Here is a 13,329-nt window from a genome sequence, read left to right on the forward strand (position 1 = left end):
GAGGTGCCGTGCCGGGCGTCGCGACCCGGTGAACCTTTCCGGCCACGGCACTAGCCTGCGCCCCTTCGCCCGGACTCCCCCAGGCCCCGGACCGGCCGGACTGGCCGGACCGCGCCGCCTAGTCGGCCGAGAGCAGCGCCGCGGTGAGGCGGCCCGCGGCGGCGGACAGGTGGGCGCGGGCTTCGGCCAGTTGGGCCGGGGTGACGCCGTGGTCGCGGGCCGCGTCGCGGATGTCGTCGCGGAAGCGGTCCAGCAGGCGGTCCAGGTCGCGGGCCGGGTCGTCGGTGGGGGTCAGGTCATCGGCCCAGCCGTAGGCGGCGGGCGCGGTGGGCGACGTATCGCCGGCGGCGGCGCCGTTGCTCCCGTTGGCGCTGCCGCCCAGCCAGGCTCCGGCCAGGCTGCCCAGGACGCCGCCCGACTTGGCGAACTGCTCGTGGAGCTGGCTCGCGATGCGCTGGACCTCCTCGCGGGCCCGGTCCTGCGCCTCCTTGGCCTGGTGGCGGGCCTGCTGAGCCTCCTCGCGGGCCCGGCGGCTCTCATCCTTCGCTCGCCGCGCCTGCTCCTTCCATTCCTGCTTCGCCTTGCGCAGCTCCTCCTTGGCCGCCTTCCAGGAGTCGTCCTCGACCGGGGTCGCCGAGGCGGAGGCCGCGGCCCGCATCTCGCGCCGCAGGTCTCCCGCCGCGCCGCGCACGTCGGCGCGGATCTCGGCGGCCAGTTCGGAGACCGAGTCGCGGATCTCCATCTCCAGGTCGGCCAGTTCACCGCCGCGGTCGGCCAGTTCGGCGCGTCCCGCCTCGGTGATGGAGTACACCTTGCGCCCGCCTTCGGTGGCGTGCGTGACCAGGCCCTCGGTCTCCAGCTTGGCGAGGCGCGGGTACACGGTGCCCGCGGAGGGCGCGTACAGCCCCTGGAAGCGCTCCTCCAGCAGGCGGATCACCTCGTACCCGTGGCGCGGGGCCTCGTCCAGCAGCTTGAGGAGGTAGAGGCGGAGGCGGCCGTGGGCGAAGACGGGCGGCATGTCAAAGCACCTTCTTGTCGAGCGCGATGGGGGTCGCCGGGGTGTCGGCGGCCGGGCGGCGCAGCAGGGCGATCGCGCCGGAGACGGTGGTGGCCCGCAGGGTGCCGGTGCCGGCGCCCAGGGTGCCGGTGATCCGCTTGGCGCCGAGCTGGCCGGAGACCCGCAGGTCCTCGAAGGCGTTGGAGACGCCGCCGGTGGCAGTGTTGGCCTCCACCCGGGCGTCCGCCGGGTGCGGGAGGCGGATCGCGACCTGGCCGGAGACGGAGTTCAGCTGGATCTCCACGGGACGCGGCACGGCGGGGTCGAGCGCCAGGTCGATGAGCATGTCGCCGCTGACCGAGTCGGCCCGTACGATCCCGCCCGCGCCGTCGACCACGGTCAGGCCGCCGGAGACGGAGCGGAAGCCGAGCTCGCCGGTCAGGGACTGGGCCTCGACGCTCCCGGAGACGGTGTGGGCCTTGACCTTGCCGGACAGGCCGACCAGCGTGGCGTCGCCGGAGACCCCGTTGACCTCGGTGCCGCCGCTGACGCCGGAGACGAAGGCGGTGGCGGTGACGGCGGCCAGCTGCACGTGGGTGGAGGCGGGGACGGTGAGGGTGACGGTGGCCCTGCGCTCCCAGGCCTTGCGGCCGGACGCGGAGGAGGACCAGGCCTTCCAGGGCTTGTCCTCGAACCACTTCTTGAAGCCCTGGGAACCGTTCCAGGGCAGGTCCTCGTAGGAGATGGTGAGGACGCCGCCCTCCTGCACCACATGCAGGGGCGGCCCGTCCACCTCGGCCACCTCGAGGCGGGCCGGGCCCTCGTCGGCGGCGACGACATTGACGGTGCCGCCGACCACGCGGACGCGGAGCTCGGTCACCGGCTCTTCGAAGGTGAGCTTCTGGGGTTCGGCAACCGACCACGTCGTCTGCTCTGCCATGGTGCTGATCCTCCTCGGACGTACGCCTGCTCGGCACGCAACATATCGCGTCTTCTGAGAACACGATATATCGCGGTTGAGGGAAGTCAAGCGTGTGGTCCGCGGGTCGCGAAACCGCCCGCGGCGAGGCGACGACGAGTACCGGAGCAGACGAGTAGCCGCGCAGACGAGCAGACGAGCAGACGCTTACGCCGCCAGCAGCGGGCTGGCGTGGTGGTGGAGCCAGGCCCGGTACGGCGGGGTGCGCAGGGCGGCCTCGCGATAGGCCGCGCGCAAGTCCTCGTAGACCTCCGCATGCGCCCCCGGCCGGGTCGCCAGCAGCAGCCGTACGGCCAGCGGGTCCCCCGACAGCGGCCGGATCGCCATGTCGTCCCGGGGCCCGGAGGTCGGCTGGCACGGCGCGACCGCCTCGCCGGAGACGATCAGCGAGGTCGCGGTGTGGTAATCGGCGTGCAGGACCGGAGGGTTCAGCCCCGCTCCGGCGAAGACCCGCCGCAGGCCGTCCCATTCCCCGTCCACCGAGGGGTCCACGGTCCACCGGTCGGCGGCCAGGTCCCGCAGCTCCACCACTGGCCGCCGCGCCGCCGGATGGTCCCGGGACATGGACACGAACTGCGGCTCCCGCTCCATCAGCACATGGAGTTCCAGTCCGGCCGGCACCCGCAGCGGGCTGCCCTCCACCTCGTGTACGAAGGCCACGTCCAGCTGCCCCGAAGCCACCATCCGGAGCAGGGCGTTGGCCGAGACGTCCACCACCAGCGAGGTCTCGGTGTCCGGCAGCCGCCGGTGCAGCCGCCGCAGCCACCCCGGCAGGGCGCGGCTCGCCGTGGAGCCGATCCGCAGCCGGGGCCCGCGCGCCACCGCCCGGGCCTCGGCCACCAGCGCGGCCATCTCCGCGAGCAGCGGGCGCGCCCGGCCGAGTACGGTGCGCCCGAAGGGGGTCGGCCGGCAACCCGTCCGCTCGCGGAGGAACAGTTCGCCGTCCAGGGCGCGTTCGATCCGGCGCAGCTGGGTGGTCAGCGAGGGCTGGCTCACGCCGAGCTGCCGCGCCGCCTTGTGCAGGCTGCCGGCGTCGGCGATGGCGCACAGTGCGCGCAGGTGCCTGACCTCAAGCTCCATGTCCCGAGGGTAGGCCGGGCCCGGCTGACCGCACCAGCCACTGACAACCCACCGAATCCCGCCATTCTCACGGCAGTCGGCCCGCCGAAAACTCCCCGATAACCCCGCGCTATCGGTGACTGGCATCATCCGCCGGCCCCTCCCGCTCCCGCAGACTCCGGTACCGGCACCATCCACCCCCCACACCGGATGAGCAGGAGCCCCCACATGCGCCACTCCCGCAGTTTAAGAAAAGCCTTACTGGCCACCACCGTTGGCCTCGGCCTCGCCGCCGCCCTCGGTACGGTCGCCCCCACCGCCGCAGCCGCCTCCGCCCCGGCCGCCGGCAACGCCTCGAGTTACGCCTCGTACGAGCGCTCCCAGGAGAACGAGGCCGCCAACCGCGCCTTCTTCGAGGCGGTGCAGCGCTCGGTGGCCGAGCAGCGCGCGGCGAACCCGGGCGTCCTGGCCGTGACCGTCACCTACAACACCCGCAACGCGCCGAGCTTCCGCACCCAGATATCCCGCTCCACGCAGATCTGGAACAGCTCGGTGTCCAACGTAAAGCTCCAGGAGGTGTCCTCCGGCGGGAACTTCTCGTACTACGAGGGCAACGACTCGCGCGGCTCGTACGCCAGCACGGACGGCCACGGCCGGGGCTACATCTTCCTCGACTACCAGCAGAACCAGCAGTACAACTCCACCCGGGTGACCGCGCACGAGACGGGCCACGTGCTGGGTCTGCCGGACCACTACTCGGGCCCCTGCAGCGAGCTGATGTCGGGCGGCGGCCCGGGCACCTCGTGCCAGAACGCCTACCCGAACTCCACCGAGCGGGCGCGCGTGAACCAGCTGTGGGCCAACGGCCTCGTCGCCTCCGGCCTGGGCACGAAGGGCTGACCCCGGCCAAGGCTGACCCCGGCTAACCTTCAGCGAGAACGTACCGCGGGCAGTCCGGGTTCCGGCAGGGACCCGGCACCCACTCCGGAATGTAGATCCCCAGCGATTTGCGCCGCCGGACCACCGTCTCGACGGGACGCCCACAGGCCGGGCACACCTGCTGCTCGCGCCCGGCCTGCGGGGCCACCGTCATGTGCTCGTGCTCGTCGTCGCGGTCGCGCTCGTGCTTGTGCTTGTGCTCGTGCTGCTGCTCACCTGCCATACCTACACGGTAGGCCGGTTTCCCCCATCCGGCGGGATCAGCGCTTGACGGCGTACGTGGTGATGACCTGGCCTCCGCCGAGGGCCACACAGCCGGTGAGTTCCAGCGGGCGCATCCCGAAACCGGCCCGGGACATCGGCATGCCGGTCCCCACGACGACCGGGTACGTCTTGACGATGTACTCGTCGATCTCGTCGACGAGCTGGGCCGCCAGGTCCGCGCCGCCGCACAGCCAGATGTCCAGCCCGTCCTGCGCCTTGAGCTCGCGGACCCTGGCCGCGACGTCCCCGCTGATCAGCCGCACCTGCGGGTCGGGGGAGACCGTGAGGGAGCGCGAGACGACGTACTGCTCGCGCATGTGGCCGTAGGGGCTGGTCATGCCCGCCTTGAGGCCGGGCTCGTAGGTGGCCCGCCCCATGAGCACCGTGTCGAACCGCTTCGGCGCGGCGTCCTCGATCCCGAGCTGCGTACGCCCCTGGGCGGAGACCGTCTCCGGGTACTCGGCTTTCAGGTGGTCGATGAACTCCAGGTCGAGGTACGCATAGATGAAGTCCGCGTCGCCGTCCGGGGCTCCGATGAACCCGTCGACCGTCGTCGCGATGAAGTACGTGAGCTTGCGCAAGCGAGTCTCTTCCGTTCGGCAGTGCCGCCGCACCGGGGCACGCCATGCAAAGTACTTCACCCGTAGTGGTTACACAAGCCCCCGCTCCGGCTACCCCCGCGGCTTGCGCCACATCGGCCACATCAGCGGCCCGTCCGGCAGCCGCACCGCCGTGCCCGTGAACTCCCAGCCGAGGCGCTCGTACAGCCCCTTGCTGCGCTCGCTGCTCGCCTCCAGGTACGCCGGCACGCCCTCGCGGTCGCAGCGCTCCAGCACCGGCCGCATCAGCTCCGTGCCCAGGCCCTCCCCCTGCCGGCCCGGCTCGACCGCGATCATCAGCAGGTACTCGTGCCCCTCCGAGGCCGGGTGCACCTCGCCCGTGAGCCGCCCGACCAGCTCGCACCGCTCGTTGTCGGGGTCGGCCACGGCGCGCATCCTCGCCGGGATCTCATCCTCGCCCTCCGGCTCGCCCGCCGGGATCCGCAGCCACAGGGCGGCCGCCGAGCCGTCCACCGCGTAGTCGATCCGGCCCTCGGCCAGCGCCACGTCCACGAAGACGCCGAGAAACTTCCCGTGCACCGCCGCCCGGTGCGCGGTGTCCGGGAAGACCCAGCCGCTCACCGGGTCGTCGCGGAACGCCCGGTCCAGCAGCCGCGCCACCGCGTCCCGGTCCGACTGATCCGCCTGACGTATCTCCAGCACCACGGGTCACACCCTTCGCTCACGCGTCAACGACCTTGGGTGATCCTAGAGTTGGCCCAGGAAGGCGGAAAGCCCCGTTCCGGCACCATGAGATGCCGGAACAGGGCTTGCGTCCCGCCGTTCGAGCGCTATGAAGTCACCGCGTCACTCAACCCGTCACGTCACCGCGTCGCGTCACCGGGTCGCGTCACCGGGTCCGGCGCGTGACGAACTCCGCCAGGGCCAGCAGTCCGCCCGCCGCCCCGAGGTCCGGAACGGCCCGCGACAGCTGCTGCACCGCCCGGCCCATCCGGTCCGCCGCATGGGCCTGCGCCCAGTCGCGGGCGCCGGCCCGGTCCACCGCGTCGGCGGCCCTGCGCACGTCGTCCCCGGTCATGGGACCCGCGTACAGGGTCTCCAGCTCCTCCCCCGCCCGGGTGCCCGAGGTGAGGGCGGCCACGACCGGGAGGGACTTCTTGCGGGCGATCAGATCCGCCCCGGCGGGCTTGCCGGTGTGTCCCGGATCGCCCCAGATGCCGATCAGGTCGTCGATCAGCTGGAAGGCGAGCCCGGCCTCCCGCCCGAAGGCGTCCATCGCGTCGACCTCGTCGGGCCCGGCGCCCGCGTACAGCGCGCCGAGTGCGCACGCGCAGCCGAGCAGGGCGCCGGTCTTGGCCGTGGCCATCGTCAGGCACTCGTCGAGGGCGACGCGCGGACGCTGCTCGAAGGCGCATTCCGCCTGCTGGCCGGCACACAGCTCGATGACACAGGCCGCGAGCCGGGAGGAGGCCGCCGCCGAGGCCGGATGCGCGTCCTCCGCCAGCAGCCGCAGGGCGAGCGCCATCATGGCGTCCCCGGTGATGATCGCGTCCGGTATCCCGAACACGGTCCAGGCCGTGGCCCGCCCGCGGCGCCGGACGTCCTTGTCGATGACATCGTCGTGCAGCAGCGTGAAGTTGTGCGCCAGCTCCACGGCCGCCGCGGGCCGGACCGCGTCCGCGGCCTCGGCCGCCGGCCCTTGCAGGGCCTGGGCCGCGGCGAGCACGAGGGCGGGCCGGATGGCCTTGCCCGCGTTGCCCGGGGCCGGGCTGCCGTCCGCGTTCTGCCAGCCGAAGTGGTACATCGCCACGCGCCGCATCGCGCCGGGCAGGCTCTCGACCGTCCGGCGCAGTTCCGGGTTGACCGTTTCTCTTGTCCGTTCCAGCAGGGCCGCGGCCTCCTGGCCCTCGCCGGTCGTGATCGCCTCAGTGGTCGCCATGGCGCGCCCCGCGCATCCCGTGAGTCCCCGATGCCCTTCGGCCGGCCGGCGGCTCAGCGCCAGCGGCCGATCTCGACGTTCTCCAGTACGCCGAGCGCGTCCGGCACCAGCACCGCCGCGGAGAAGTACGCGGTGACCAGGTACGAGATGATCGCCTGCTCGCTGATGCCCATGAAGCGGACCGACATGCTCGGCTCGATCTCGTCGGGGATCCCGGGCTGGTGCAGGCCGATCACGCCCGACTCCTCCTCGCCGTTGCGCATGCAGAGGATGGACGTCGTACGGGCGTCGCTGATCGGGATCTTGCTGGACGGGAAGATCGGCACCCCGCGCCAGGACGGCAGCCGGTGGCCCCCGATCTCGATCGACTCCGGGTACAGGCCGCGCTTGTTGCATTCCCGGCCGAAGGCGGCGATGGCCTTGGGGTGGGCGAGGAACATCTTGGAGCCGCGCCGCATGCTCAGCAGCTGGTCCATGTCGTCGGGGCTGGGCACGCCGTCGTGCGGCTGGATGCGCTGGTCGTAGTCGGCGTTGTGGAGCAGGCCGAAGTCACGGTTGTTGAGCATCTCGTGCTCCTGGCGCTCGCGCAGCGCCTCGACCGTGAGCCGCAACTGCTGCTCGGTCTGGTTCATCGGCTGGTTGTACAGGTCCGCGACGCGCGTGTGGACCCGCAGAACCGTTTGCGCGATGGAGAGTTCGTACTCGCGCGGACGGGCCTCGTAGTCCACGAAGGTGCCCGGGAGGACGGCCTCGCCCTGGTGGCCGGCGGAGAGGTCGATGGCGGCCTCGCCGTACTTGTTCGTGCGCTGGGCGGGCAGGGACCGTACGGAGTCCACGTGGGCGCGCAGCGAGTCGACCCGGTCGGCGAGGAGCTGGAAGTCCTGCCGGGACAGGACGAGGGCGGTGCCGGAGGTGGCGGCGCGGGCGGTGTACTCCCAGATCGCCTCGTCGTCGACGAGGGAGTCCTCGCCGAAGTAGGCGCCGTCGGCGACGGTCTGGAGGATCGCGTCCTCGCCGTAGGGGCCGGGGCCGACCTGGTCGATGCGACCGTGAGCGAGTAGGAATACCTTGTCGGAGGGGCTGCCGAAGGAGGTCAGCTCCTGTCCGGCCGCGAAGTCGATCTGCTGGCACCGCGCGGCGAGTTCGGTGAGGACGTCGAGGTCCTCGTACGCGCGCAGCAGCGGGAGTTCACCGAGCTCGGCGGGGATCACCTGGACCTGGGTCCCGGTCTTGATGAACTCCACCCGGCCGTCGCCGACCGAGTAGCTCAGGCGCCGGTTCACCCGGTACGTGCCGCCCTGAACCGACACCCACGGGAGCATCTTCAGCAGCCACCGCGAGGTGATTTCCTGCATCTGCGGCGCGGACTTGGTCGTGGTGGCCAAGTTCCGTGCGGCCGAGGTGGCGAGACTGCGCTGCGGCAGAGGCTGGGCCGGGGACTCGGAACCTGCCTGGACGGACATGTATTTCCCTTTCGATCACTCCATGGATCTGCGGGATGCAGCCTTTCACTACGCAACGCAGTGGGACCATTACACAAAAGGGTGGGACTACTCCGCGTGGTGCTGGGCACCCTCTGGAGTTCAACTCCTTCACTCGAGACCCCCCGAGCCCCACCGGTTTCAGCCGTACGGGGGCCATGCACGTACCGTGAAGCCACGAGGCTGACCCGATTCACCGACCTGGCGCTCCGCGTGCTGATGCGCCTGGCCGTCGCGGAGACGGACCTCGACCTCCCCACCACCCGCGAGGTGGCGGCGGCCATGGAGGTGCCGTACACGCACGCGGCCAAGGTGGTCGCCAGGCTCCAGCACCTCGGCCTGGTCGAGGCGCGGCGCGGCCGGCTCTCCCTCACTTCCGCGGGGCGGGCGGCCTCGGCGGGCGGGGTGGTGCGCGAGCGCCGAGCACGCGCTGCGGGCCGACCACCGGGCGCTGACGCACAAGCTGGCGAGCACCTCGGTCCGGTTCTGGTACGAAACAGGCCACGAGGACGCAGAGTCGGGCGGCAGCGCGGGCCGGATCGGCCTGTCGGACGTCCCGGTCGCCGCCGGGACCCAGGCCTGCCTCTGCGGGCCGCTCCCCTTCATGCGGACCGTGCGCGAGCAGCTGCTCGCCAAGGACGTCCCGGCCGCCGGCATCCACTACGAGGCGTTCGGCCCGGACCTGTGGCCGGCCTCGGCGTAACTCCTGTGGCGGGCGGGCTGGTCGGGACGAGTGTCCGGATCAGCTCGCTCGCTGTACGAGAGCACTAGCCTCGGAAGGATTGCCTCCATTACACCGGTCTGTAACGAGGCGAGCACGAAAGGTGACCGCCACGCAACCGCAAAGGAGGCGGCCATGTCCGCACCCATGTCCGCGGACCGGTTCATCAAGGCATTGCGGGACGAGGGTCTGACCGTCGTGGAGGTCGGCGCCTGGCGTACGCACAACCGCAACCACAAGGGCCCCTGGGGCCCGGTGAACGGGGTGATGATCCACCACACCGTCTCCAACGGCACCGCGTTCACCGTCGAGCTCTGCCGCGACGGCGACAGCGCCCTCCCCGGCCCGCTCTGCCACGGCGTGATCACCAAGGACGGTCGCGTCCACCTGGTCGGCTACGGCCGGGCCAACCACGCCGGGGCGGGCGACTCCGACGTCCTGGCCGCGGTGATCGCCGAGAAGCGGCTCCCGCCGGACCACCACGCGAACACCGACGGCAACCGCCACTTCTACGGCTTCGAGTGCGAGAACCTCGGCGACGGCGAGGACCTGTGGCCGGCGGTCCAGCTGGACGCCATGGCCCGGGCGGCGGCGGCCGTCTGCCGGGTCCACGGCTGGACCGAGCGCTCGGTGATCGGCCACCTCGAATGGCAGCCCGGCAAGATCGACCCCAAGGGATTCACGATGGCGTCGATGCGGGAGCGCGTCGGGGCCCGCCTGAAGTGACCGCCGTCTGACACGAATCCCCGCCCCGACCCACCCCTGACCCACCTCAGCCCTGACCCACCTCGACGCGGCCCGCCCCGCGCCGGGGTGTGACGCGATCAAGGCATCCGGCTGACAATGGGCGGGTGACCCACCCCGAGCTGCGCCCACGCCCGCCGTCCCCGCTGGTCGAGGCGGCCGACGAGCGCTTCGCCGCGCACGGGGTACGGCTGCTCCTCAAGCGGGACGACCTCGTGCACCCGGAGCTGCCCGGGAACAAGTGGCGCAAGCTCGCGCCGAACCTCCGGGCCGCGGTCGAGGGCGGCTTCCCGGCCCTGCTGACCTTCGGCGGGGCGTACTCGAACCACCTGCGGGCCACGGCGGCTGCCGGGCGGCTGCTGGGGCTGCCGACGGTGGGCGTGGTCCGGGGGGACGAACTCGCGGGGCGGCCGCTGAACGAGTCCCTGGCCCGGTGCGTGGCGGACGGCATGCGCCTGCACTTCGTCTCCCGGTCGGAGTACCGCCGCAAGGCCGAACCGGAGGCGCTGGCCCACCTGCTGGCGGCGGCCGGCGGGGAAGGGGCGTACGTGGTCCCCGAAGGCGGAAGCAACGCGCTCGCGCTGCGCGGCTGCCTGGAGCTGGGCCGCGAGCTGCGCGGCATGGCCGACGTGGTCGCGGTGGCCTGCGGCACCGGCGGCACCTTGGCGGGCCTGGCGGCCGGCCTCGCCCCCGAGCAGCGCGCCGTGGGCGTACCCGTGCTGGCGGGCGGCTTCCTGGCGGCGGAGATACGTTCCCTCCAGCAGGCGGCCTTCGGCGGCCCGGCCGGCGCCTGGACCCTGGCCGAGGGCTTCCACCACGGCGGCTACGCCCGCGTCCCGGCCCCACTGGAATCCTTCGCAGCGGACTTCGAGGCCCGGCACGGCCTCCCGATCGAGCGGATCTACGTGGCGAAGCTCCTCTGGGCCCTCACTGCCCTCACGGAATCCGGCGCCTTCCCACCCGGCTCGACCCTCGCCGCCGTCATCACGGGCCGCCCTTAGGCGGTACCCCGGCAGGTCCGCCCCCGGGCCCGTCCCGCTCCCCCGCCCGGGGGGAGCGGTCCAGGCCGGTCAGGCCGGTCAGGCCGGTCAGGCCGGTCAGGCCGGTCAGGCCGACTCCTCGCGGTAGGCCGCCGCCTCCTCCAGGTCCAGGCGGTGCAGCAGGGCCCGCAGCATCTCGTCGTCGATGCGTCGCCGGTCCCGCAGCGAGACGAACACCTCCCGCTCGGCCTCGATCATCTCCCCCGCCAGCCGCCGGTAGATGTCGTCCGCCGATTCCCCCGTCACCGGGTTGACCTCGCCCAGCCGCTCCCACACCGCGTTGCGCCGCCGCTCCAGCACTGTCCGCAGCCGGTCCGCCAGCGGAGGCGGCAACGCGTTCTCCGGCAGCTCCAGCAGTTCCGTCAGCCGCTGCTCCGCCGCCCGCGAGGCCTCGCTCTGCGCCTGCGCCTCCGCCAGCGTCTCGGCGTGCGCATCCCTCGGCGGCAGCCGCAGAAGGCGGATCAGCGGCGGCAGGGTGAGCCCCTGCACCACCAGTGTCCCGATCACCGTCGTGAACGTCAGGAAGAGGAGCAGGTTCCGGTGCGGCACGCTCATCGGCACGGAGAAGGCGATCGCCAGCGACACCACCCCCCGCATCCCCGCCCAGCCCACGATCACCGGCGCCTTCCAGTTGGTGTCCGGCTCCCGCGCCCGGATCCGCTCGGACAGCACCCGGGGCAGGAAGGTCGCCGGGAACACCCACAGGAACCGGGCCACGACCACCGTCAGGAACACCGCCAGCGCGTACCACGCAGCGTGCAGCCCCTCGTACTCCCCCAGCCCTTTCAGCACGACCGGCAGCTGGAGCCCGATCAGCGCGAAGACCACCGACTCCAGGATGAAGGCGACCATCTTCCACACGGCCTCCTCCTGGAGCCGCGTCGCGAAGTCGACCTGCCAGTTCCGGTGCCCCAGGTACAGCGCCACCACGACCACCGCCAGCACGCCCGACGCGTGCACCCGCTCGGCCGCCGCGTACGCCACGAACGGGATCAGGAGCGACAGGGTGTTCTGCAGCAGGGGCTCCCGCAGCCGCTTGCGCATGTGGTGGATCGGCACCATCAGCACCAGCCCGACGCCGACACCGCCCACCGACGCCAGCAGGAACTCCGCGATCCCGCCCGCCCAGCCGGCGCTCACCCCGACCGCCGCCGCCAGCGTCACCTTGTACGCGGTGATCGCGGTGGCGTCGTTCACCAGCGACTCGCCCTGAAGGATCGTCGTGATCCGGTTCGGCAGCCCGAGCTTGCGGGCGATCGCGGTGGCGGCGACCGCGTCGGGCGGCGCGATCACCGCGCCCAGCACCAGCGCCACCGGCAGCGACAGCCCCGGCACCACCAGGTACGCCGCGTACCCGACGGCGAGCGTCGCGAACAGCACGTACCCGACCGACAGCAGCGCCACCGGCCGGATGTTCGCCCGCAGGTCCAGGTACGAGCTGTCGACGGCGGCCGTGTGCAGCAGCGGCGGGAGCAGCAGCGGCAGCACGATGTGCGGATCGAGGGCGTACGAGGGCACGCCGGGGATGTACGCGGCGATCAGCCCCGCCGCGACGAGCAGCAGTGGCGCGGGCACCGGCGTCCGGCGGGCCAGCCCCGCGACGGCCGCGCTGCCGGCGACCAAGGCCACCAGCGGCAATACCTCCATTGGCGATCACCTTCGCTTGGGTTCAGTCGTCATCGCGCGCCAGCACCTCAGTACGCTGGCCATCATGAGCGAGTGCACGCATGTTCCCGAACTGCCGCGCCCCGAGCCTGTCCCGCATGCGGACACCTGCCCGGAATGTCTGGTGGCCGGCAGCCATCCCGTGCAGTTGCGGCTCTGCCTGTGGTGCGGGTACGTGGCTTGCTGCGATTCCTCCCCTCATCGCCACGCCACGGCGCACTACCACGAGACCGGCCACCCGGTGATGCGGAGCTTCGAGCCGGGCGAGACCTGGCGGTGGTGTTTTGTCGACGGTTCGATCGTCTGAGGCGGGGTAGGTCAACCCTCCGCCGGCTCCCCTGATTTGGGCCCCGCAGACCCCTAGCCACTGTGCGTACCCATGGGCTTACCATCAGTCACTGGGTAGGCACGGCCGGCCTGGGTGCTCCCAGCGGGTGTCATGAGGGGTGCCGCGACACGATCGCCCGGATCGCGATAGCGTCACCGGCGAACAGAGCTCGTACCACCTTGGAGGTGAGGGTGTCCCAGATCGCAGGCGAGCCCGGGACCCAGGACTTCGTGGAAGTCCGGCTGCCGGCTGCGGGTGCCTACCTGTCTGTGCTGCGAACGGCCACGGCCGGCCTCGCGGCACGTTTGGACTTCACCCTCGACGAGATCGAGGACCTCCGCATCGCGGTGGACGAGGCCTGCGCGATCCTGCTTCAGCAGGCCGTGCCGGGCTCCGTCCTCAGCTGCGTCTTCCGGCTGGTGGACGATTCGCTGGAGGTCACCGTCTCCGCGCCGACCACCGACGGCCGGGCGCCGGAGCGCGATACGTTCGCGTGGACGGTCCTGTCGGCGCTGGCCGGCAAGGTCGAGGCCACGGTCGAGGAGAACCGGACAGTGAGCATCAGCCTCTACAAACAGCGCGGCGCGGGACCAGGCCCGGCGTGAGCGGCGGG

Annotated in this window: 14 protein-coding genes and 2 pseudogenes; 7 read left to right on the forward strand and 9 right to left on the reverse strand. The window is 72.1% G+C overall.

What is annotated here, in order from left to right:
• Nucleotides 1–118 precede the first annotated feature (118 nt).
• The 3 genes from J7I97_RS11940 to J7I97_RS11950 all read right to left on the reverse strand — a co-directional run bounded on the left by J7I97_RS11940 (nucleotide 119) and on the right by J7I97_RS11950 (nucleotide 3,056).
• Complete coding sequence (locus J7I97_RS11940) at nucleotides 119–1,018, reverse strand: helix-turn-helix transcriptional regulator (RefSeq protein ID WP_214933667.1); 900 nt, start codon at nucleotides 1,016–1,018, stop codon at nucleotides 119–121.
• Nucleotide 1,019: 1 nt separating this feature from the next.
• A complete protein-coding gene (locus J7I97_RS11945) occupies nucleotides 1,020–1,937 on the reverse strand; it encodes a DUF4097 family beta strand repeat-containing protein (RefSeq protein WP_214933669.1) in 918 nt (305 codons plus the stop codon).
• A gap of 186 nt (nucleotides 1,938–2,123) precedes the next feature.
• Nucleotides 2,124–3,056, reverse strand: coding sequence for a LysR family transcriptional regulator (locus J7I97_RS11950; RefSeq protein WP_214933671.1), 933 nt, complete (start codon nucleotides 3,054–3,056; stop codon nucleotides 2,124–2,126).
• A 207-nt stretch (nucleotides 3,057–3,263) separates the two neighbouring features.
• Between J7I97_RS11950 and snpA the strand changes: the two genes are divergently transcribed.
• A complete protein-coding gene (gene snpA, locus J7I97_RS11955; RefSeq protein ID WP_214933673.1) occupies nucleotides 3,264–3,935 on the forward strand; it encodes a snapalysin in 672 nt (223 codons plus the stop codon).
• Between the two features lie 22 nt (nucleotides 3,936–3,957).
• Here snpA and J7I97_RS11960 read toward each other — a convergent pair whose 3' ends face one another.
• The 5 genes from J7I97_RS11960 to J7I97_RS11980 form a co-directional block, all read right to left on the reverse strand.
• Nucleotides 3,958–4,197 carry a hypothetical protein gene (locus tag J7I97_RS11960; RefSeq protein WP_214933733.1) on the reverse strand — a complete coding sequence of 80 codons (240 nt, stop codon included), beginning with the start codon at nucleotides 4,195–4,197 and terminating at the stop codon, nucleotides 3,958–3,960.
• A gap of 37 nt (nucleotides 4,198–4,234) precedes the next feature.
• Nucleotides 4,235–4,819, reverse strand: a complete 585-nt coding sequence (locus J7I97_RS11965) for a dihydrofolate reductase family protein (protein ID WP_214933675.1) — start codon at nucleotides 4,817–4,819, stop codon at nucleotides 4,235–4,237.
• A gap of 90 nt (nucleotides 4,820–4,909) precedes the next feature.
• Nucleotides 4,910–5,503, reverse strand: a complete 594-nt coding sequence (locus J7I97_RS11970) for a GNAT family N-acetyltransferase (RefSeq protein WP_214933677.1) — start codon at nucleotides 5,501–5,503, stop codon at nucleotides 4,910–4,912.
• Between the two features lie 184 nt (nucleotides 5,504–5,687).
• The gene (locus J7I97_RS11975) at nucleotides 5,688–6,737 is read right to left on the reverse strand and encodes a family 2 encapsulin nanocompartment cargo protein polyprenyl transferase (RefSeq protein ID WP_214933679.1); all 1,050 of its coding nucleotides are present in this window, start codon (nucleotides 6,735–6,737) and stop codon (nucleotides 5,688–5,690) included.
• A 53-nt stretch (nucleotides 6,738–6,790) separates the two neighbouring features.
• Nucleotides 6,791–8,200, reverse strand: coding sequence for a family 2B encapsulin nanocompartment shell protein (locus tag J7I97_RS11980; RefSeq protein WP_214933681.1), 1,410 nt, complete (start codon nucleotides 8,198–8,200; stop codon nucleotides 6,791–6,793).
• A 201-nt stretch (nucleotides 8,201–8,401) separates the two neighbouring features.
• Between J7I97_RS11980 and J7I97_RS38385 the strand changes: the two are divergent.
• From J7I97_RS38385 to J7I97_RS11995, 4 genes and pseudogenes are all read left to right on the forward strand, one after another.
• Nucleotides 8,402–8,635: pseudogene (locus J7I97_RS38385) on the forward strand (Rrf2 family transcriptional regulator); the annotation flags it as partial.
• Between the two features lies 1 nt (nucleotide 8,636).
• A pseudogene (locus J7I97_RS38390) lies at nucleotides 8,637–8,921 on the forward strand (hemin transporter); the annotation flags it as partial.
• A 153-nt stretch (nucleotides 8,922–9,074) separates the two neighbouring features.
• Complete coding sequence (locus tag J7I97_RS11990) at nucleotides 9,075–9,665, forward strand: N-acetylmuramoyl-L-alanine amidase (protein WP_214933682.1); 591 nt, start codon at nucleotides 9,075–9,077, stop codon at nucleotides 9,663–9,665.
• 125 nt (nucleotides 9,666–9,790) lie between these two features.
• Nucleotides 9,791–10,684, forward strand: a complete 894-nt coding sequence (locus tag J7I97_RS11995; RefSeq protein WP_214933685.1) for a 1-aminocyclopropane-1-carboxylate deaminase/D-cysteine desulfhydrase — start codon at nucleotides 9,791–9,793, stop codon at nucleotides 10,682–10,684.
• Nucleotides 10,685–10,789: 105 nt separating this feature from the next.
• On the opposite strand, the gene J7I97_RS12000 is transcribed toward J7I97_RS11995, so the two are convergent.
• The gene (locus J7I97_RS12000) at nucleotides 10,790–12,370 is read right to left on the reverse strand and encodes a Na+/H+ antiporter (protein WP_214933687.1); all 1,581 of its coding nucleotides are present in this window, start codon (nucleotides 12,368–12,370) and stop codon (nucleotides 10,790–10,792) included.
• Nucleotides 12,371–12,434: 64 nt separating this feature from the next.
• Here J7I97_RS12000 and J7I97_RS12005 point away from each other — a divergent pair, with 64 nt between their 5' ends.
• Both J7I97_RS12005 and J7I97_RS12010 read left to right on the forward strand, forming a co-directional pair.
• Complete coding sequence (locus tag J7I97_RS12005) at nucleotides 12,435–12,695, forward strand: UBP-type zinc finger domain-containing protein (protein WP_214933689.1); 261 nt, start codon at nucleotides 12,435–12,437, stop codon at nucleotides 12,693–12,695.
• A 212-nt stretch (nucleotides 12,696–12,907) separates the two neighbouring features.
• Nucleotides 12,908–13,321 carry an anti-sigma regulatory factor gene (locus tag J7I97_RS12010; RefSeq protein ID WP_008741530.1) on the forward strand — a complete coding sequence of 138 codons (414 nt, stop codon included), beginning with the start codon at nucleotides 12,908–12,910 and terminating at the stop codon, nucleotides 13,319–13,321.
• The last annotated feature ends 8 nt before the right edge of the window (nucleotides 13,322–13,329 follow it).

Source organism: Streptomyces sp. ISL-87, assembly GCF_018614095.1.
In the GTDB taxonomy this organism is placed as follows: Bacteria; Actinomycetota; Actinomycetes; order Streptomycetales; family Streptomycetaceae; genus Streptomyces.